Below are 18,152 nucleotides of genomic sequence, written 5' to 3'. Positions count from 1 at the left end.
ATCTAAAATCTAAAATTGACTGACTGACTGGTTTACGTGCCGTAAGTTCGATCGCCCGCATCTCCCAAACCAGGTACAATAAAGCCCTGTTCGTTGACTATTTCGTCGATCGTTGCCGTGTAAATCATCAAACTCGGGTACTCTGCACTCAGCCTCTTCAAAGCCGGAGGAGCAGCCACCACAGAGATAATCCGAATCAAGCTCGGGTCAATTCCCCGCGCAGTCAATTCCTGCATAGTCGCTATAATCGTCCCGCCAGTCGCCAGCATCGGCTCGCTAATTATCACCCGCGTTTGGGGGATAAACTGCGCCGGCAATTTGTTCAAATAACAAGTCGGTTCCAGCGTCTCCTCATTTCTTGCCATGCCGAGGTGGTAAACCGAAGCCAGCGGTACAACCGTCTGAATTCCTTCCAGCAGTGCCAAACCCGCCCGCAAAATCGGTACCACAACTAACGGAGCTTCCGGGTTGATAAAAACCGCCGGACATTCTGCCAAAGGCGTTTGCACTGTGGTTTCCACTGTCGGCAGCCATTCTCGAATCGCCTCGTAAGCCAGCCACCTTCCCAATTCTGTCATCGCAGAACGAAAAAGTACCGAGGGAGTGGCGGCGTCGCGGGCTACAGCCAGCCAGTGTTTAATTAACGGATGCGGAGGAACGTAAACGCGCAGTTGCAGGGACATTAGGAAATTGGGGAGATTGCTAGGTTTGAGGGATTTTATGCGGTGCGATCGATCTTCTTCGAGCGCTTTCCTTCGGATCGCGAAAGCTAACGCCAACCGGCGATCGATCGCTCTGTGCAACTTATCACATCCTTGATGGCGCATACAAGCCAGAGATTCAGTTAGAACCCATTCGCCGATCGACCTCGATCCGCTTATTGAAATATTTTTCTAATAGTATTGACATTAATTAGCAACAAGGCTATAGTAATTTTTAGTGTTCTCCTCTCAAAGGATCGGCAGACGGGGGCAGTCGGCAATGGTAGACTGTTCCCGCATTTTTTTTTGAAGCAGGGGCATGGGGCCCAAGAGCATTGGAAATAAATAGTTTATTTTTCTTCCTTCTATCCTTTACAGCCGCTACATCCGCTACAGCCGCTACATAATCCGTTGCCGAACTTCTTGCTTCGGGAGCGATCGACTGTAAAATTGTAAAAATATTAAGATTTTTAACCGAATGTCAGCTCCTACCCAATCCCAGTTATTTTCTCCCAACTCCCGCCCCACAGAGCAAGAGTTTGATGTAATTGTCATCGGTTCCGGCATTGGCGGACTCGTGACGGCCACCCAGCTAGCCGCTAAGAAAGCCAAAGTTTTAGTGCTCGAAAGCTATACAATTCCGGGGGGTAGCGCTGGATATTTCGATCGAGAAGGCTACAGATTCGATGTCGGCGCCTCCATGATTTTTGGTTTCGGACAGCGCGGCACCACCAACCTCCTCACCCGCGCCCTGAAAGCAGTCAACGTCACCTTAGAAACCATTCCCGACCCCGTACAGCTTCACTATCACTTACCCAGCGGCTTGGAACTTGAAGTTCCCCAAGCTTATGACAAATACTTGCAAGAATTAACAGACAGGTTCCCTCACGAACGCGAAGGAATCCACAAATTTTACGGCGAATGCTGGAGCGTCTTCAACTGCCTCAACGGCATGGAATTGCTATCCCTAGAAGAACCCGGATATCTCGTCCGAGTCTTTTTTCAGAATCCTTTAGCCTGTTTGGGATTAGTAAAATATCTACCTCAAAATACTGGCGACATTGCGCGGCGCTACATAAAAGACCCTACTTTGCTGAAATTTATCGACATGGAATGCTACTACTGGTCTGTAGTACCCGCCGACTTGACGCCGATGATTAATGCGGGAATGGTATTTTCCGACAGGCATTACGGCGGCATCAATTATCCCAAAGGCGGAGTCGGTCAAATCGCGCAAAAATTAGTCGAAGGATTAGAAAAATGCGGCGGGAAAATTCAATACAAAGCTAAGGCTAAAAAAATTATTACAGAAAACGGCCGCGCTGTCGGAGTCGAGCTAGCAACCGGCGAAGTTTACCGGGCAAAGCGCATAGTTTCTAACGCCACGCGGTGGGATACTTTTGAGAAATTGCTGCCTGCTGAAGAGATGCCAGCTAGCGAAAAGAAATGGCAGCAGCGCTATCAAAAAGCCCCCAGTTTCTTGAGTTTGCATTTGGGAGTGGAAGCCAGCACAATCCCTGCTGGTAGTGCCTGCCACCACATTTTGTTAGAAGATTGGAACCAAATGGAAGCGCCGGAGGGAACTGTTTTGGTGTCAATTCCGACGGTGCTCGACCCGGATTTAGCTCCCGCAGGATATCATATAGTTCACGCTTTTACTTCGAGTTGGATGGAAGAGTGGGAAGGACTTTCACAGCAGGAATACGAGGAGAAAAAGGAAGAGGCTGCAGGGAGAATTATTGAAAGATTAGAAAAGATTTTTCCCGGTTTAGATGCCGGTTTGGATTATATGGAAGTTGGGACAGCGCGTTCTCACCGCCGCTTTTTGGGGCGCGAAGATGGAACTTACGGGCCGATTCCGCGACAGAAGCTAATGGGTTTGCTGGGAATGCCGTTTAACCGAACTTCTATGCCTGGTTTGTATTGTGTGGGGGACAGTACGTTTCCCGGACAGGGTTTAAATGCTGTGGCGTTTTCCGGGTTTGCTTGCGCGCACCGAATTGCGGTGGATTTGGGGTTGTAGGAGGAGTGTGGCAACACAGGTTGCCCCATTTCTAACTCAGGACTTATGGATTGGGAGGTAATTCTGTTATATATCTAACAGTTTTTCTAGGATGGAGTAAATGTCTTTTTTGTCACCATCTTTACGTCTCCCGAGTCCTACAACAACAACCATAACTCGATCTTGCTCGACTTTGTAAACAATGCGATAGCGCTGTCCAACGGCTCGGATACTGCGAAATCCCGATAAGTTATCAATAAGCGCTTTGCCTTGCTTCTCTGGTTCAATTTTGAGTTTATCGATGCGATCGCGCAGTTTCTCCTGTTCTCATCTATCTTTGACTTCCGCCAACATTTCCAGTGCCAACGGCGTAAGTTGGATGTCGTATTCGATTGAATTTGCTTCGCCTTTCATAGTCCCAGTTTGGCTTTAGCATTTTCCCAGGAAACGGTTTTGCCTTCACCTGCTTGGGTGATGCTTTGGCGAAGTTTGGTAACGAATTCAATATCGGTGAGAATATCCAAGGTTTCGAGGAGTTCAATCAAATGGTTGTAGCTGATTGCCGCCATAACGGGAACACCATCTTGAGCGATCGCGATCGGCCCATCGGTGAGTTCTTGAAGTAGGTTGGGAAGCTGCTGCTGTGCTTGGGCAATGGTGAGTCGTTTGGACATGGCTGTATTGTACAACTTTATTAAGATTATCAGCATTAAAGCAATACTAATTTTAATTTAGCACCTGGGCCCAAATACGGCGAATCAATTAAAAACCCGGTTTCTCCCCAGAAACCGGGTTTTTAAACTGAAAATTGGCAGTTTTCATTCTTTTAACGAGTTTACTGGTCGTAGCTGCCGCCGACGCCGATTTGGGTATTGTAGATTTTGGCATTAGTGATGGTCATATCTTCCATTGATGCGCCGGATACGTCAGCGGTGTTAATGATAGCCGCAGTCAGATTTGCCCGATCGAGGTTTGCGTCATTTAAACTGGCATTAGTCAGGAAAACTTTGGTTAAGTTAGCACCCGTCAAGTCAGCACCCGTCAAGTCAGCGCCTTCGAGGTTTGCCTGAGATAGGTTTGCTCCTTGCAAATTTGCTTCTCTCAAATCAGCACCAATTAAATGAGCTCCCGTTAAATCTGCTCCCGACAAGTCGCACTTAAAACATTGCCCGGTTGACAATAACTGTTCGACGTGAACCGGATTTTCAGCGCGAGCCGGGCCTGTTAACACTAAGGGAGCAATTAAAAAAGTAGCGGCTAATAGATTGCGTTTCATAATCTCTTTTCCTCACAGACTCTGTATTCAAGTTCTTCTCTTGATATCTACAATCGTACCACGGTTGTTTTCGCAACTTGCGATCTAATTCACACATTGGCTGTGATATCGATTGCCCTCAACAACCCATACATGGTTTCGACCAGCTTGCAAAACTTTATTTCGCAAAACTTAACACTGCCGAACTTAATACAGTGCCTTTTTGTAGTAACCTTTTCTAGGTTAGCTAGGATCGCCAACAGATGCGTCTTTCTCAAGAGGGAGATGATTCGCAATATTATGGATGATTTTAGCCGATAATCTTATCGCAAAAAGTTCACAACAAATACATTATATTTAATAAATGTGTCACGGGATAGAAAATTTAACTTAAAATAAAGATAAGCTTCTAACTTTATAGGTAGAAGAAAAGCACTCACTGGCCCGATCCCCAGCCCAAGCTCTGCTGCATTTTTAACAATAAATTTTAATTAGGCCTCAGCAGCGCCGTACAAATCCACCTAGTGCTTGGAAATCAGCACTTTTTTGGAATGTCGCAGAGTCCACGCGATCGCAAAACTCAATTAAATATGCTCAAAAACGATTCATCCAAGTATCTGCCAACCTTAGCTCAAGTAATAGACCGCTACCCCTTGACAGTCGCGCCCGATACCCCACTATCCGAAGTAATTACCCTGATGGGCCAACGGCGCCCAAGTTGCTCTCTAAACGCAGTCATTCCACCAACAGATATCTATCAGCCACTAACAGAAATCGGAAATCCCCCCACCTCAAGCGCATTTAGAGACGCGGCAGGTATTTGCGTCTTTGTCGTGGAAAAATCACTCTTAAAATTATCCTCCCACTCGGCTCCACATTCTCAATTGCAAGGAATCTTCACCGAAAGGGATCTTGTCGATTTGATTGCCTCGGGCAAAAACTTAAAAGGTGTCACCATCGCACAAGTGATGAGGCAGCCTGCTGCAACTCTGACAAAATCCGAGACTCAAGACATTTTCAGCGCCATAATTCTGCTGGGACAACGAAGAATTAAGCATCTGCCAATATTGGATAGTGAAGGTCAACTCTTAGGAGTAATTACCCCGGAAAGCATTCGCCAAGCCATGCTGCAACCGGCAAATATCTTAAAAATGCGTAGCGTGAAAGAAGTAATGACCGCACAAGTCATTCAAGCGCCTCGATCCGCGTCAGTTAGGAGTTTAGCCGAGTTGATGGCGCAGCACCGCGTTAGCTGCGTGGTAATTACCGAATCAACAGAATTATCGATGGATTTACCGTTCCCCATTCCAGTAGGTATAGTCACAGAACGGGATATTGTGGAATTTCAAGCTTTAGATATAGATTTGTCGCAAACGATCGCCCAAACAGTGATGAGTACCCCCTTATTTAGCCTCAAGCAAGAAGACTCGCTGTGGGTAGCTCATCAGGAAATGCACCAGCGTTTAGTCCGCAGGTTGGTAGTAACGGGGGAACGCGGAGAACTCCTGGGAATAGTTACTCAAACCAACATACTGCGCGTACTTGACCCGATGGAAATGTCCGGGGCGATCGATGTTCTGCACGATTGTGTGGCACAAAGAACTAGGGAATTGGAAAAAGCGATCGCATCCCTCAGCTTGACTAACGCCAGACTAGAAAGCGAAATTGCTATCCGCGTTAGGGCCGAGGCCAGACTCCACCTTTTAGAATCTGCTGTAGTGAACGCTAACGACGCAATCGTGATTATGGATGCCGGAGACAGCGATATCTCCGACCCCACCATCATCTATACCAACGAAGCTTTTACCCAAATGACGGGCTACCTACCCCAAGAAATCATCGGACAAACCCCCAGTTGCTTGCGCGGCCCAGAAAGCGACCCCACCCAAGTCGCTAAAATTCGCCTGGGTTTTTCTCGCCGAGAACCCCTACGCCTAGAATTGATTAACTACCGCAAAGACGGTTCAACTTATTGGGTGGAACTCAACAGCGTACCCATTGCCGACACCTCCGGGAACGTTACCCACTGGGTGTCGGTGCAGCGAGATATTACCGATCGCAAGCGCATGGAACAAGCATTTTTTGAAGAAAAAGAACTCGCTCAGGTAACACTACAATCGATCGGCGATGCCGTCATCACTACTGACGCCGACGGCTGTATTTCCACCCTGAATCCAGTTGCCGAAGCACTCACGGGTTGGTCTACCTCGGCAGCTAAAGGTTTGCCCCTCGCCAGCGTGCTGAGAATAGTTGACGAAACTACCAGGCTGCCGATCGAAAATATCGCCGAAATCGCTTTGTCCGAAGGTCGGATTGTTGACCAAGGGCGCAACAATTTGCTGATTGCCCACAACAACACCGAATTTGCGATCGACCACTGCGTCGCCCCCATCCATGCTAGCAGCGGCGAAATTGTCGGGGCCGTTGTTGTGTTCCGAGATGTCACCCAAGTGCGAACTCAAGCGCGGCAACTCACCTGGCAGGCAACTCATGACCCCCTGACGCAATTAGTCAACCGCCGGGAATTTGAGTACCAGCTAGAGCACGCCTTACACGGCGCTCAAGGTTACGGGCAAGAACACGTGATGCTTTACATGGATCTCGATCGCTTCAAAATAGTTAACGACACCTGCGGTCATGCTGCTGGGGACGAACTGCTGCGCCAAGTCAGCCAGCTATTTAAAAGCAATATCCACAAAAGCGATATTTTGGCGCGTCTGGGGGGCGATGAATTTGCCGTACTCCTGTACAATCGTCCCGTCGAACGAGGATTGAATGTTGCCGAAACGCTGCTGCGAAGCATTCAGGGATTCCGCTTTGCGTGGCAGGACAAAACTTTTTCGATCGGCGTCAGTATCGGTTTGGTAGCAATCAATCCCAAAACAGCCTCGACATCTGCGATTTTGAGCGCCGCCGATATGGCCTGCTACGCTGCTAAAAATAAAGGCCGCAACCGGGTACAGGTTTATCAAGCCGGCGATCGAGAATTAATCAAACAGCACGGCGAAACCGAGTGGGTGGTGCAAATTCATCAAGCTTTAGAAGAGAATCGCTTTTGCTTGTACTCTCAGCCGATCGTACCTTTGCTCAACTCTTCAACCACCGGAACCCACTGCGAAATCCTCCTGCGCCTCCAGTTGGAAACTGGTGAGTTGGTGTCGCCGATGGCGTTTATTCCGGCGGCAGAACGCTACAACTTGATGCACGCGATCGACCGCTGGGTAATTCGCACTTTATTTAGCAATTTATCTAAAATTTTCACCGCCAATTTATTAGTCCAAAACCCCGATGTAGACAGCGATAAAATAGTTACCTTCCCTGCTAGCTCTGTTTTGTCGGATCTGCAATCGTCCTTTGGAAAATATCCCAACCTTTATTCAATCAACCTTTCTGGGGACAGCCTCAACGAAGAAAAGTTTATCGAGTTTATTCAGGAACAGTTTTCCATCCATCAAATACCGCCGCAAATAATTTGTTTTGAAATTACCGAAACCGTGGCGATCGGCAATCTCAGCAAGGCAGCCAGCTTGATTTTGCAGCTCAAGGAACTAGGCTGCCAGTTTGCCTTGGACGACTTCGGCAGCGGGATGTCTTCGTTTGCTTACCTGAAAAGTTTGCCGGTTGATTATCTCAAAATAGACGGCAATTTTATTAAGCATATTGTCGATAATCCTATTGATGTCGCAATGGTGGAAGCTATTACCAAAATCGCTCACGTCATGGGAATTAAAACTATTGCCGAATATGTTGAAAATCAAACAATTATGGATAAACTCAATGAACTTGGGGTAGATTACGCTCAAGGTTATCATTTGGGCAAGCCTCAACCTTGTAACTTCACCTCTCCGATTTTAGAGGAAGTTTTGGGGGAGTTGCCTGTTAATCCTTTGGCTTTTAAGGCTAAGCTGGCTTGTTGAAGAAGGATGTGGGGTAATCGATTGTCTAACGGATTTAACAGATGGATGTTGAGGGAACAAGGAAAAGGGAGATTTTAAGTTGTGATATCATACCAAATCCGGGTATCCTACCCCCTTGATGTTTAGTAAAAGTAGGGTGCGGATCCACGAACAATTCTTGCTGCCCTGAAAGCGATCGAGCGACGCACCGTACCAGACGATAAAGGGGATGAGTAACCCGGATTTGATATCACTTCCCCATTTCCCACTCCCCACTCCCCATTCTCCATTACCCATTACCTTCTACAAGAGTTTCCGCTGCTTCAATGTACTGACTGTCTAACAGAAAAGCACCTTTTTCAAAGCGAATTCCCCAATAATTGCCGGGACGCCGATCGATCACAACGCCTTCAGCGCCGATCGCAATTAAATTCGCAGGCCGCAGCATCGGCATCGGTTCGGCAGTTTTGACGTAAGGCGGCATCGCCACAACTCGGACTTTTTGACCGATTGTAAATTCTTTTTCCATGAGTTTTATTCCTTTTGGCGATCGGCATAATCTAATCGTAACTGGGAGTGCGATCGAGAGCGATGAAATTTCAGACAGTATCTTTCATGCGTTTAGCTAACAAACAATCCTCAAAGCTAAAGGATTCTTCGTCTAAAAAGCTGGAGATTGCCATTTCAATCGCGGCTTCGAGAGAACATTCAAGTTCAGCGGACTTGGACAAGAGGGCAGCTTTTATATAGTCAGGCAAATAATCGACCAACTGATGAATAGCTTCTGGAGAAAGGTGTTGCGTGGCGATTGTTTGATTCATGATTCTCTGATTTCAAGTTCAGATTCTTTACTTGCCTCGCCCCGGTTTGCAATCGGCAAAACCAAGTGCTTCGCTATCGAGGAAATTAGCAATAGCCATTTCCACAACAATTTCGATCGGATATTCAATTTCTGCAGCACGGGCGATGAGGGCGGCACGAATTCGTTCTGGAAGGTATTTTAGGATGGCTTCGGCATCGGCAGCAGATAGTTGTTCCAGAGTTGTCGATCGCATGAGTCTAGTTTTCCGGTGGGATTTGAACGTTGTAGGGCGGCTCAGTCGCTCTCAGAATAATGGCTTCTAGTTCTAATAATAACGCAGGGTTGCTCCACGGCGAGAGCGGGTGAATGGCGCTCCGAACATCTTCCCAGTTGTATTTGTCCAGCCATGCCCAGAGAAATGCTTTGTGCCCGCCACTAAATCTACCGCGCAAGCTTTTGGTTTTACCAATGTAAAGCAGACCATCCACACGATGTCTGACAGCATAAAGTCCAGGGCGAGAGGGGATGGTATTAAAGTTGTGGCTGAGGGGTTGGCATTGCTCGAATGAGGTGAAGGCAAGGGTGTCAAGAATTTGGCGGGCTTCTTGTTGGATAGAATCGGGCATGATGATAGGAGATCGTATTTGCCGGATGATTTTATATTGAGCGATCGCAAAAGTAGCAAATTGGGCAAGTTTATGTCATTATTAGCTGCGCGCTGCAATCTCAAATCCTAATTTTATCCCCGATCGCCCGTAACACCCGATACCGATCGCGCTACAATTGTCAATCGGGATGAAAACGGCTGATTAGGAAAGTAGAGGAGTAGGTGCTATGGCTACAAGTCGTCGCATTGAGCGTGTAGCTTCAATGGTTAAACGGGAAGTCAGCCTGATGTTGCTGAATGGAATCAAGGACGATCGGGTAGGTGCCGGTATGGTTAGCGTTACCGATGTAATTGTTTCGGGAGACCTTCAGCATACAAAAATTTTTGTCAGCATCTACGGTACTGATGAGGCGAAGGCTGAAACTATGGAAGGTTTGAAATCTGCTACTAGCTACGTCCGCAACCAGTTGGGCCAACGATTGCAACTGCGCCGGACGCCGGAAGTGATTTTTCTGGAAGACCGTTCTTTGGAACGGGGCGATAAAATGTTGATACTGCTGAATCAGCTTTCTGCAGATCGCAAACCGGATCTTCTAGATGGGGAGGAAGAAGTCGCTGACGATGAAAGTCCCGATTGAAGCGAGAAGGAAGAAGGAAGAGGGAAGAAGGAAGAGGGGAAGAGAAGGAGATAGGGAAAATTCCCAATTCCCTGTTTGGCCGATTCCCGATTCCCGATTCCCAAATCTAAAATCTAAAATCTAAAATCTAAAATCTAAAATCTAAAATCTAAAATCGAATGATTGACAATCTTTCCTTACCAGAACTGGTGGCCCAGATGTTCGTGGTGCGCGCTTCTGGGTGCTTGTTCGACCACCAAATTCGGTATCCCGAATGGGAACCCACGGCCAGCAAACTCCGCTATTATCTGGAAAAGTTGGGCGTCGGTGGGGTGATTTTGGTCGGAGGAAGTGCTGCGGAGTTGGCAATTCGATCGCACCAATTGCAGTCTTGGGCAAAGTTCCCGCTGCTGCTGGCGGCTGATATTGAGGAAGGTGTCGGCCAGCGGTTCGCGGGGGCGACTTGGTTCGGGCCGCCGATGGCGATTGCTGAAGTGGCGCGGCAGGATGCAGGTAAAGCCGATCGATATGCCGAACAAATGGGCGCTGTCACTGCGATCGAAGCTAGGGCGATCGGTCTCAATTGGATTCTCGCACCGGTGGTTGATGTTAACAACAATCCCGACAATCCTGTGATTAACGTCCGCGCTTTTGGCGAGACACCGGAAATTGTCGGGAAATTAGCCGCTGCTTTTATTCGCGGCGCAGGCCCGCACCCGGTTTTGACTACAGCTAAGCATTTTCCCGGCCACGGGGACACGGCGGTTGATTCTCACTTGGAATTGCCGGTTTTGCCGCATTCGCCAGCGAGATTAGCCCAGATTGAGTTGCCTTCTTTTGTTGAGGCGATGGCTGCTGGGGTCGATGCTGTGATGAGTGCTCACTTGCTGATTCCGGCTTGGGATGCCGAGTTTCCTGCTACTCTTTCTCGCAAAATTTTGATCGGGAAGCTGCGAGAAGAGTTGGGATTTGAAGGTTTGATCGTGACGGATGCTTTGGTGATGGGTGCGATCGCCAATAAGTACGGCGCTAATGAAGCTGCTGTTTTGGCTGCTGAGGCTGGTGCTGATGTTTTGCTGATGCCGCTTGACCCGGAAGGCGCGATTCTCGCTGTCTGCGAAGCTGTCACTCAAGGGCGCATTTCATTATCACAAATCAAGGAATCTGTCAAGCGAATTTGGAAAGCGAAAATAAAGGTGGGTTTGCCGATTTCTGACCACCCCCAACCCCCTCTTGCTAAGGGGGGGAGCAAGAATCTACAATCGATCGACTCGATCGACTCGATCGACTTAAGTTTGCTGGCAACTCCTGATGCCAAGGCAACTGCTGCCGATATTTTGCGAGATTCTTTGAAATTTGGCGGCAATCTACCTTTGCAGGTTGCAAAACCCGCAGAACACCAGCTTTTGCGGAATTTGATTGTTGTAGATGATGTTTTGGGGTGCGAGTTTTTGGGCAACCACACTCCGGCGATCGCCCTTCCCGAACAGTTTGGTTACGAATTGCAACTGATTGACGATCGCACAGGGGCGATCGCTGATAATACAGGTGCAGAGCATTTTTCTCCGACACTGCTGCAAATTTTCATTCGCGGCAATTGCTTCCGAGGCAGTGCTGGTTTGACCCAAGCAGCTCGAGATTGGTTTAAGAAATTATTAAAAACGGGGGAACTGCAAGCTGTGTTAATTTACGGCAGTCCCTACGTTTTAGAGCAATTTTTGCCACACTTGCCTCCGACTCTTCCTTATGTATTTTGTTTTGGGCAGATGCCTGCAGCGCAATCTCTCGTTCTAGAAGTGCTATTCGGCATTGACGGAACTGGTAATGCTTGAGTTGCCCGACTGCTGAATCTTTCCTTTGCTGCTTGCTGGGTGAGGAGTTAAATTCATCAACCCGGTTTCTCGCGAGAAATTCTGCCTTTGGTGGCGAAGTATCCAGAAACCGGGAATTGCACGCGGGTTCCTAAGTCCTGAATTGAGCTTTCCAAAAGATCCGCCTGCTTGTGGGGAAAATGTGCTGCTTCTGCACATCCTAAGACAGATCCCATCACTTACTGATAATTCGTATAATTTATTTTTATTTACGACAGTGAATTGTATAGCTGGATACGGACAAAATTTAACTTCCATATTCGTAAGTTTGGACTATATTATTACCAGGGCCATAAAATTTTTTAGTAAAACATTGAGGGCGCATTATGATTCACTCCACTATTCCCCAAATCCAATACTCTTTAGATGTGATCCAAGATGAAGCGCGTCACCTTGTCCACGAGGGCGTGCTGAGCCGCCAACAGCCGATCTACACGCTTTGCCAATTCATTCCGCCTCGGGAATGGGCTTGTGTAGAGTGCGAATTAGAAAAATGCGACTTCTTGCTGCGCGATCGCATCGCCGACCTGATCGGTTCTGAAAAATGGGACAATGACTAAAGTTTGGTTCTGTTAAATTAAGTTGGCAAGTAAACTCCGGCTGTGTTAAGGACTCTTGATTCTTTAATACTGGGAATTTTCGGCGCGCAAATTTTCCAACTCTGCCCTTAGCGCTGCCATCTGTGCAGTTAATTCTTGAATCTCTAGCTTTACGTTAGGCTGTACAACCGACTCGGGAGGAGCATCAGTCGCTGCATCTGATTGCTTGGGCGAGACAGATTCACTGTCTGCATTCTCCCGATCGCCCGGTTGAGAGAAAATAGTATCTACAAAATTCCGGGCTTCTCGATCGGTCATTTCTCCTTTTTCCAGCAACTCATCGGCGAGTAACCCCAAATCAGACTTCAGTTTGTCAAGATTTTCTTCTCGCTTCAGAGGATCTTGCAATGTCTCCATTAAAAAGGAAGTTGCACCTAAAGTTAGGTGAAATCCTGTTTGCAGCATTTGAGGCAGGTTGTCGGGATTCATCTAAAAATGCCGCTAGAACGTTTTTCTGAGTTTTTGGTTCGCTAGTTGCTCCCAAGTCGGGGCGCCAAGCCGCTTCTTAGCGCGAAGATGCTGGCGTTGTGGGTCGATATCGCCCCGATTCAGGAAATATCAACTTTTGGGGGGACGTTTTACCGTTGTGCCAATACTAATCGTATCATTACTGCGTAAATTAATTAATGTCAAGTGTAAACTTTTGTAACTACGAATCGAGACTTTCCCACAGGAAGGCTCAGTCTATTTTAGATTTTAGATTTTAGATTTTAGATTGAACAGGACTTAGGCACTGCGACCACAAAAACCTGGTTGCTGGCAAACTGTGTGTAAGTCTTGTTCAAGCCCGTTAAGGATACAGCGCTTCACCCGTGGAAGGGTCAAATATAAATAGTCGATCGAAGTCAAGCTGTACCTTTAGCCGATCGCCCGCTCGCAAGCGAACACTCGCAGGTATTTGTAACTGTACAGTAGTTTCAGCACTCAACAACGGCAAACTCGCCCGAATTAAAGTTTCTCGCCCCAGAGGTTCCACTACTTTTACCTCTACATCTAGGGGGACTTTTCCTAATGCCCAAACATCGCTTTTCAAATCATCATCTTCTACTGTTTGTGGGGTAAAGATTTCTATATTTTCTGGACGGATGCCCAAATCAAATCCTTGTCCTTCTCTCGCCTGCAATTTTTTCTGAATCGAGGGCGGACAGGCTAAAGCTTGATCTCCTACTTGAAATGAGTCGTTAGTATAAATTGCAGGCAAAATGTTCATGGCGGGATTGCCTAAAAATGTCGCAACCATGCGGTTAGCTGGTTTGGCGTAAATGCTTTGCGGGTCTCCAATTTGTTGAATTTTTCCCCCATTTAAGACTACAATCTTATCAGCTAAAGTCATCGCTTCCACTTGGTCGTGGGTGACGTAAATTGTGGTAATTCCCAGCCGTTGATGCAGTTGTTTGAGTTCTGCTCTAGTGTCATCTCGCAGTTGAGCGTCGAGGTTAGAAAGCGGTTCATCTAAAAGAAATACTTTCGGTTCGCGGGCGATCGCCCTTCCCAGTGCTACCCGCTGCTGCTGTCCGCCTGATAGCTGTTTGGGCTTGCGCTTGAGGAGATGTTCGATCGAGAGCGATCGGGCTACTGTTTCGACTCGTTCTTGAATTTTACTCGCGTCAACATTCCGCATCCGCAATCCAAAAGCCAGATTTTCTGCGACAGTCATGTGCGGATAAAGCGCGTAATTTTGAAATACCATTGCTACATCCCGCTGTCTAGCAGGAATGTTGTTAACTAAATTATCTCCGATGTAAAGATTGCCGGAAGTTGCGGTTTCTAAACCTGCAATTGTCCGCATAATTGTCGATTTACCGCAGCCGGATGGCCCGACTAATACCCAAAATTGCCCGTCCGGGATTTGGAAGCTGATGTTTTCGATCGCGGTGACGTTTTGGTAGCGTCGGGTAATATTTTCTAAGCGAACATTTGCCATTTTGTGACTGTAATTGGTAATTGATAATTAGTGCTTTTTACCTTCAGTCTTCAGCCTTCAGAAAACTGTTCCAATTCTAAAACTGTGCGATCCAATTCTTCAACTATAGGCGTTAACTCAGCTTGGCGGAATGCTTCTACTAAAGAACGATAATACCAGAGAGAACCCAATGCGCCACCTTTGAAGCGTTCCCAAACAGTATCTCCTAATTGACGGGAATCTTTCAGGATCGATCGAACATTATAAAGTTTATCAGCAGTCGAGACTAATCTGACTGAGGCAGAAGCTGTAGAAATGCGATCGATATAAGCTTGTTTTCGCTGTCGCCAAGGGGGCTTCGGCGTCTCGTCACTGTCGGTACAGCCGTCTGCAATCGCTGTGACCGAAAGCATCCAGGATACCCGCCACGCGATCGATCCGTCCAGAAATAAAAAACCTGTATCTGATAAACTTGCCGAACGTATTTATCTCGCGCAAGTCAATTCTTCAATCTAAAATCTAAAATCTAAAATCTAAAATCGATTGACGGTATCCCCAAAGCGGCGGCGGATGGCTTCGCGGGTGGTGGCGCCGCCTCGATCTTCGATCGCCGGAGTGAAGCAAAGCTGCGATCGCCTCATCTTCATTTGCCCCATATTCTAAAGCTATACTAGCAGTGCCCAACAAATGGGCAATGTAGGGAACGCCGGAACCTTTGCGAACTTGGGTAGCGTGCAATTCGGCGGCATAGGTGAGGGCTTCAGAAAAACGGTTTGAGAGAATCATGAAAGTCACCTTTCTGAATTGCTATGATATATAAATTGTCGGGCTAAGTTGAAAAGACAAAATCTACCAAGTTCCATAAGATCGTAAAGATGCGATCGAGAGCGATCGCTTGTACAATTATAATCATTAACAAGAGGTTTTCAGCATGAAATCTACTATAATTATACCCAAAAATACCGCTCAAAACTCAGAGCCAGAATCACATCCAAACTTAGAAAATATACCCGAAATTTACCCAGAATCTCAGCCAGAAAAAGTCATATCTCTCGAAGAGTTTTTAGTCAAGCCTGCTGATAGAATGGAATGGGTTGACGGCAACTTAGTGGAGAAAACAGGAATGACATTCAAGCACGGTCTCGCTCAATCTAAACTATCTACATCCTGGAGAAATTACAAAAATTCCAGCGGACAGGGAGGAGAAGTTCTTACAGAAGTCCTTTGCCGCACTAACAAACAGGGTCGCCGTCCCGATGTTGCTTACATTACTCCTGAATTATTGCCACAATCAGGTAATTTTACAGCATTTTCCCAAAGTTTTCCTTTGATAGCGGAAGTTGCTTCCCCGGAAGATAGCGGCGAAGAGTTATTCGCAAAAGCTCAGGAATATTTGGAATCGGGATGTTTAGAAGTTTGGTTGCTATTTCCTGAAGCTAGATTAATATTTGTGAATGCAGGGCAACGCTGGCGGTTGTTTAATGCGGATGAAGTTGTGAACACTCAAAGTGTGCTTGCAGGTTTTAGCGTAGCCGTCAGTGAATTGTTGGCTTGAGGAATTTGTTAAAACAAAATTATCAAAGATTCAGCAGTATTGATATAGTAGTACGCGGTGCAAAAAACGGTAAACCATGACAGCCACAAATCTCGTCAATAAATTTGAGTACAAACCCCTATACAAGCCAAATCAATTAATTTGCGGAACGGGGCAAACAGCCATTGTCAGCGGCTGGACAGTAAAAAGTGCGATCCTTTCCAAGGGCTGCGCTAACGGCAAAAAATTACAACCCAATGAATTTGCTGTCATCGGACAACTATACTCTCCTACTCGCGGCATCAACTTCTTAATTAGAAACTTGCTGTGCAATCCCCACGTCCGCTTTTTAGTAATTCTCAATGCTACCAAAGAAGACCGCAACTCCGGTGCAGCAGCGTGCCTAATCGACTTTTTTCGCAACGGCTTTGAAGCTGGCAAAAGCGATACAGGTAGAGATTGCTGGTTAATTAAATCTTCAATATTTGGCTACATTGATATTGAAATAGCAGCAGAAGCCTTAGAACTATTGCGTCATTCAATAGAATGGAAAGAAGCAAAAACTATAGCAGAAACAGTGACTTTTGTCAAGTCTTTTTCCGAAAAAGCAGTGGTTGAACCTTGGGGAGAAACCGTAACTTTTCCGTTAGTCGAAATTGTCCCCACCGTACTCCCCGGCCAGAAATACGGACACAGAATCGAAGGCAAAACTATCGCCGAAACTTGGGTAAAAATCATCCACCGAATTAAGACCACCGGCACCTTACGGCCGACTGGTTACGACGGACAGTGGCAAGAATTAATCGACTTAATGGCAGTGATTACAGATGAACCGGCAGAGTTCTATTTCCCCGAACCGAATTACTTACCAATAGACCGTGATTTTCTCGAACAGTACAAACCGCAAATGCTGGAAGATGCCCCGTATAACGAAGGCATTAAATATACCTACGCACAGCGGATGCGGTCGTGGTTTGGACGAGATCAAATTGAAGAAGTTATTGCCAAACTAATTAAGGAAATTGACGCAGCAAGTGCTGTAATTAGTCTGTGGGATGCAGGCGGAAATATTAACAGAAGACCTGACGGTTCCTCCGATCACCAGCACAGCGGCAGTCCTTGTTTAAATCACATTTGGGTGCGAGTTGTAGACGGTGAAATATCGCTAACTGCAACTCTCCGCAGTAACGATATGTTTGCGGCTTGGCCGGCTAATGCAATGGGTTTGCGGGCTTTGCAGCAGTACATTCGAGATGAAATTGCGAGGCGTTCCGATTATAATTTGACGATGGGCCCGTTGGTAACGCTGAGTCAATCTGCTCACTTGTATGACGATACCTTTGAAAATGCCGATCGACTAATTCAAACCCAATATGCTAAAATCTGCGAAGATCGAGACTTTTTCGATGCAGCAGGCAATTTTTTAGTTGAAGTAGCCGACAATCAAATAGTTGTCACGCAAACCACTCCCGGCAGCGGCGAAGTTGTCACCTGTTATTCTGGAAAAAACCCTCTCAAGTTAGTGCGAGAAATTTGTGCGGCTTCCCCTGCCATCCAACCCGATCATATTGGTTATTTGGGAATAGAATTGCAAAAGGCGGCGGAGTGTCTAAAAACCAGCAACCAATACATTCAGGATAGAAAATGAATCTAGAAGAAGAAAGACCGAGTTGGGACGAATACTTCTTAATGTTAGCAAAATTGGCCGCTACTCGATCGACTTGTTTGGCTTTTCCTGTAGGCGCGGTGATAACTAAAAACAGGCAAGTTTTAGCAACCGGTTACAACGGTTCGCCGTCAGGTTCGGCACACTGTACTACTCAAGGCTTCTGCTATCCTGGTTTGAGTAGTTGCGACGCCAGCAAAACTTTGCCATCAAGGGCGGTTCACGCGGAAGCAAATGCGATCGCCAAAGCTGCTAAACACGGTATATCTACTGCTGGGGCTAGTATTTATGTCACTTTAGAGCCCTGCATCTATTGTTTGAAATTAGTCATTGCGGCTGGAATTCGAGAAGTGTTTTACGAAACGAGTTTTAACAGCGGAGAAAAAGCTGCTTTGAGAGATACTTTTATCAGTGAAGGTATTGTTGAGTTAAAACAAATTCAGCTATCTGAAGATACAGCAAAAAAGGCGGCTTTGTTTTTATTGCATCCTACTTCTGTCCTCAAAGATGCTATTAGTTGAAAATAGCTACAGCGGTTTTTAATTAAGTGAAATCCCCTATATGTAGGTTGGGTTCGTAACCTCAACCCAACCTACTACTTTTACTTCTGCTTCTACTTCATATTTTTTACATGAGACCTCTTGCAAAAATAACTAGGACGGGCTCTCCGGCCCATCCCACAAGAGTTATTTTTTCTTG

At 46.6% G+C, this 18,152-nt stretch carries 20 protein-coding genes and 1 pseudogene; 8 read left to right on the top strand and 13 right to left on the bottom strand.

Going from position 1 to position 18,152, the window contains the following annotated elements; translation table 11 throughout:
• Nucleotides 1-32 precede the first annotated feature (32 nt).
• Nucleotides 33-683 (bottom strand): uracil phosphoribosyltransferase, encoded by a 651-nt coding sequence (upp, locus tag QUA50_RS06650; protein ID WP_333264085.1) that lies wholly within the window; start codon nucleotides 681-683, stop codon nucleotides 33-35.
• A 496-nt stretch (nucleotides 684-1,179) separates the two neighbouring features.
• On the opposite strand from upp, the gene crtH reads away from it, so the two are divergent.
• Complete coding sequence (crtH, locus tag QUA50_RS06645; RefSeq protein ID WP_333264047.1) at nucleotides 1,180-2,724, top strand: carotenoid isomerase; 1,545 nt, start codon at nucleotides 1,180-1,182, stop codon at nucleotides 2,722-2,724.
• A 66-nt stretch (nucleotides 2,725-2,790) separates the two neighbouring features.
• Here crtH and QUA50_RS29220 read toward each other — a convergent pair whose 3' ends face one another.
• The 3 genes from QUA50_RS29220 to QUA50_RS06635 form a co-directional block, all read right to left on the bottom strand.
• Nucleotides 2,791-3,018 carry a type II toxin-antitoxin system RelE family toxin gene (locus QUA50_RS29220; RefSeq protein ID WP_445243157.1) on the bottom strand — a complete coding sequence of 76 codons (228 nt, stop codon included), beginning with the start codon at nucleotides 3,016-3,018 and terminating at the stop codon, nucleotides 2,791-2,793.
• Between the two features lie 95 nt (nucleotides 3,019-3,113).
• The gene (locus tag QUA50_RS06640; RefSeq protein WP_333264050.1) at nucleotides 3,114-3,377 is read right to left on the bottom strand and encodes a prevent-host-death protein; all 264 of its coding nucleotides are present in this window, start codon (nucleotides 3,375-3,377) and stop codon (nucleotides 3,114-3,116) included.
• A 161-nt stretch (nucleotides 3,378-3,538) separates the two neighbouring features.
• A complete protein-coding gene (locus tag QUA50_RS06635; RefSeq protein ID WP_333264052.1) occupies nucleotides 3,539-3,979 on the bottom strand; it encodes a pentapeptide repeat-containing protein in 441 nt (146 codons plus the stop codon).
• A gap of 530 nt (nucleotides 3,980-4,509) precedes the next feature.
• On the opposite strand from QUA50_RS06635, the gene QUA50_RS06630 reads away from it, so the two are divergent.
• Complete coding sequence (locus QUA50_RS06630; RefSeq protein ID WP_333264054.1) at nucleotides 4,510-7,875, top strand: EAL domain-containing protein; 3,366 nt, start codon at nucleotides 4,510-4,512, stop codon at nucleotides 7,873-7,875.
• Between the two features lie 268 nt (nucleotides 7,876-8,143).
• Here the strand turns inward: QUA50_RS06630 and sipA are convergent, their stop codons facing one another.
• The 4 genes from sipA to QUA50_RS06610 form a co-directional block, all read right to left on the bottom strand.
• A complete protein-coding gene (gene sipA, locus QUA50_RS06625) occupies nucleotides 8,144-8,383 on the bottom strand; it encodes a regulatory protein SipA (RefSeq protein ID WP_333239142.1) in 240 nt (79 codons plus the stop codon).
• A 70-nt stretch (nucleotides 8,384-8,453) separates the two neighbouring features.
• The gene (locus QUA50_RS06620; protein WP_242719660.1) at nucleotides 8,454-8,675 is read right to left on the bottom strand and encodes a hypothetical protein; all 222 of its coding nucleotides are present in this window, start codon (nucleotides 8,673-8,675) and stop codon (nucleotides 8,454-8,456) included.
• A 27-nt stretch (nucleotides 8,676-8,702) separates the two neighbouring features.
• Nucleotides 8,703-8,909 carry a hypothetical protein gene (locus tag QUA50_RS06615; protein ID WP_333264057.1) on the bottom strand — a complete coding sequence of 69 codons (207 nt, stop codon included), beginning with the start codon at nucleotides 8,907-8,909 and terminating at the stop codon, nucleotides 8,703-8,705.
• Nucleotides 8,910-8,913: 4 nt separating this feature from the next.
• Complete coding sequence (locus tag QUA50_RS06610) at nucleotides 8,914-9,282, bottom strand: GIY-YIG nuclease family protein (RefSeq protein ID WP_333264059.1); 369 nt, start codon at nucleotides 9,280-9,282, stop codon at nucleotides 8,914-8,916.
• 208 nt (nucleotides 9,283-9,490) lie between these two features.
• Here QUA50_RS06610 and rbfA point away from each other — a divergent pair, with 208 nt between their 5' ends.
• A complete protein-coding gene (rbfA, locus tag QUA50_RS06605; RefSeq protein ID WP_333264062.1) occupies nucleotides 9,491-9,901 on the top strand; it encodes a 30S ribosome-binding factor RbfA in 411 nt (136 codons plus the stop codon).
• A 158-nt stretch (nucleotides 9,902-10,059) separates the two neighbouring features.
• Nucleotides 10,060-11,712 (top strand): glycoside hydrolase family 3 N-terminal domain-containing protein, encoded by a 1,653-nt coding sequence (locus QUA50_RS06600; RefSeq protein WP_333264065.1) that lies wholly within the window; start codon nucleotides 10,060-10,062, stop codon nucleotides 11,710-11,712.
• Between the two features lie 56 nt (nucleotides 11,713-11,768).
• Here the strand turns inward: QUA50_RS06600 and QUA50_RS06595 are convergent, their stop codons facing one another.
• Nucleotides 11,769-11,927 carry a hypothetical protein gene (locus QUA50_RS06595; RefSeq protein WP_333264068.1) on the bottom strand — a complete coding sequence of 53 codons (159 nt, stop codon included), beginning with the start codon at nucleotides 11,925-11,927 and terminating at the stop codon, nucleotides 11,769-11,771.
• Nucleotides 11,928-12,077: 150 nt separating this feature from the next.
• Between QUA50_RS06595 and QUA50_RS06590 the strand changes: the two genes are divergently transcribed.
• Entirely contained in the window at nucleotides 12,078-12,311 is a 234-nt protein-coding gene (locus QUA50_RS06590; RefSeq protein ID WP_333057778.1) for a DUF4327 family protein, read from the top strand.
• Between the two features lie 63 nt (nucleotides 12,312-12,374).
• Here QUA50_RS06590 and QUA50_RS06585 read toward each other — a convergent pair whose 3' ends face one another.
• The 4 genes and pseudogenes from QUA50_RS06585 to QUA50_RS06570 all read right to left on the bottom strand — a co-directional run.
• Entirely contained in the window at nucleotides 12,375-12,779 is a 405-nt protein-coding gene (locus tag QUA50_RS06585) for a hypothetical protein (RefSeq protein WP_333264071.1), read from the bottom strand.
• A gap of 361 nt (nucleotides 12,780-13,140) precedes the next feature.
• Complete coding sequence (locus QUA50_RS06580) at nucleotides 13,141-14,274, bottom strand: ABC transporter ATP-binding protein (RefSeq protein ID WP_333264074.1); 1,134 nt, start codon at nucleotides 14,272-14,274, stop codon at nucleotides 13,141-13,143.
• Nucleotides 14,275-14,324: 50 nt separating this feature from the next.
• Nucleotides 14,325-14,666 (bottom strand): hypothetical protein, encoded by a 342-nt coding sequence (locus tag QUA50_RS06575; RefSeq protein ID WP_445243156.1) that lies wholly within the window; start codon nucleotides 14,664-14,666, stop codon nucleotides 14,325-14,327.
• A 135-nt stretch (nucleotides 14,667-14,801) separates the two neighbouring features.
• Nucleotides 14,802-15,039, bottom strand: a pseudogene (locus QUA50_RS06570) (HD domain-containing protein); the annotation flags it as partial.
• Between the two features lie 145 nt (nucleotides 15,040-15,184).
• On the opposite strand from QUA50_RS06570, the gene QUA50_RS06565 reads away from it, so the two are divergent.
• The 3 genes from QUA50_RS06565 to QUA50_RS06555 all read left to right on the top strand — a co-directional run bounded on the left by QUA50_RS06565 (nucleotide 15,185) and on the right by QUA50_RS06555 (nucleotide 17,974).
• Nucleotides 15,185-15,808, top strand: coding sequence for a Uma2 family endonuclease (locus QUA50_RS06565; RefSeq protein ID WP_333264076.1), 624 nt, complete (start codon nucleotides 15,185-15,187; stop codon nucleotides 15,806-15,808).
• A 76-nt stretch (nucleotides 15,809-15,884) separates the two neighbouring features.
• A complete protein-coding gene (locus tag QUA50_RS06560; protein ID WP_333264079.1) occupies nucleotides 15,885-17,435 on the top strand; it encodes a thymidylate synthase in 1,551 nt (516 codons plus the stop codon).
• Nucleotides 17,432-17,974 (top strand): dCMP deaminase family protein, encoded by a 543-nt coding sequence (locus QUA50_RS06555; RefSeq protein ID WP_333264082.1) that lies wholly within the window; start codon nucleotides 17,432-17,434, stop codon nucleotides 17,972-17,974. Before QUA50_RS06560 ends, QUA50_RS06555 begins: the two co-directional genes overlap by 4 nt.
• Nucleotides 17,975-18,152: the final 178 nt, after the last annotated feature.

This window comes from Microcoleus sp. M2_D5 (assembly GCF_036701935.1).
In the GTDB taxonomy this organism is placed as follows: domain Bacteria; phylum Cyanobacteriota; class Cyanobacteriia; order Cyanobacteriales; family Microcoleaceae; genus Microcoleus.
Note: the sequence above shows the minus strand (reverse complement) of the source record. Positions and strands in the feature narration are given on the sequence as shown.

Bases quoted from the DNA above. Each gene is read 5' to 3' on its own strand.
- upp (WP_333264085.1), bottom strand. From the start codon at position 683: ATGTCCCTGCAACTGCGCGTTTACGTTCCTCCGCATCCGTTAATTAAA.
- crtH (WP_333264047.1), top strand. From the start codon at position 1,180: ATGTCAGCTCCTACCCAATCCCAGTTATTTTCTCCCAACTCCCGCCCC.
- QUA50_RS06640 (WP_333264050.1), bottom strand. From the start codon at position 3,377: ATGTCCAAACGACTCACCATTGCCCAAGCACAGCAGCAGCTTCCCAAC.
- QUA50_RS06635 (WP_333264052.1), bottom strand. From the start codon at position 3,979: ATGAAACGCAATCTATTAGCCGCTACTTTTTTAATTGCTCCCTTAGTG.
- QUA50_RS06630 (WP_333264054.1), top strand. From the start codon at position 4,510: ATGTCGCAGAGTCCACGCGATCGCAAAACTCAATTAAATATGCTCAAA.
- sipA (WP_333239142.1), bottom strand. From the start codon at position 8,383: ATGGAAAAAGAATTTACAATCGGTCAAAAAGTCCGAGTTGTGGCGATG.
- QUA50_RS06620 (WP_242719660.1), bottom strand. From the start codon at position 8,675: ATGAATCAAACAATCGCCACGCAACACCTTTCTCCAGAAGCTATTCAT.
- QUA50_RS06615 (WP_333264057.1), bottom strand. From the start codon at position 8,909: ATGCGATCGACAACTCTGGAACAACTATCTGCTGCCGATGCCGAAGCC.
- QUA50_RS06610 (WP_333264059.1), bottom strand. From the start codon at position 9,282: ATGCCCGATTCTATCCAACAAGAAGCCCGCCAAATTCTTGACACCCTT.
- rbfA (WP_333264062.1), top strand. From the start codon at position 9,491: ATGGCTACAAGTCGTCGCATTGAGCGTGTAGCTTCAATGGTTAAACGG.
- QUA50_RS06600 (WP_333264065.1), top strand. From the start codon at position 10,060: ATGATTGACAATCTTTCCTTACCAGAACTGGTGGCCCAGATGTTCGTG.
- QUA50_RS06595 (WP_333264068.1), bottom strand. From the start codon at position 11,927: ATGGGATCTGTCTTAGGATGTGCAGAAGCAGCACATTTTCCCCACAAG.
- QUA50_RS06590 (WP_333057778.1), top strand. From the start codon at position 12,078: ATGATTCACTCCACTATTCCCCAAATCCAATACTCTTTAGATGTGATC.
- QUA50_RS06585 (WP_333264071.1), bottom strand. From the start codon at position 12,779: ATGAATCCCGACAACCTGCCTCAAATGCTGCAAACAGGATTTCACCTA.
- QUA50_RS06580 (WP_333264074.1), bottom strand. From the start codon at position 14,274: ATGGCAAATGTTCGCTTAGAAAATATTACCCGACGCTACCAAAACGTC.
- QUA50_RS06575 (WP_445243156.1), bottom strand. From the start codon at position 14,666: ATGCTTTCGGTCACAGCGATTGCAGACGGCTGTACCGACAGTGACGAG.
- QUA50_RS06565 (WP_333264076.1), top strand. From the start codon at position 15,185: ATGAAATCTACTATAATTATACCCAAAAATACCGCTCAAAACTCAGAG.
- QUA50_RS06560 (WP_333264079.1), top strand. From the start codon at position 15,885: ATGACAGCCACAAATCTCGTCAATAAATTTGAGTACAAACCCCTATAC.
- QUA50_RS06555 (WP_333264082.1), top strand. From the start codon at position 17,432: ATGAATCTAGAAGAAGAAAGACCGAGTTGGGACGAATACTTCTTAATG.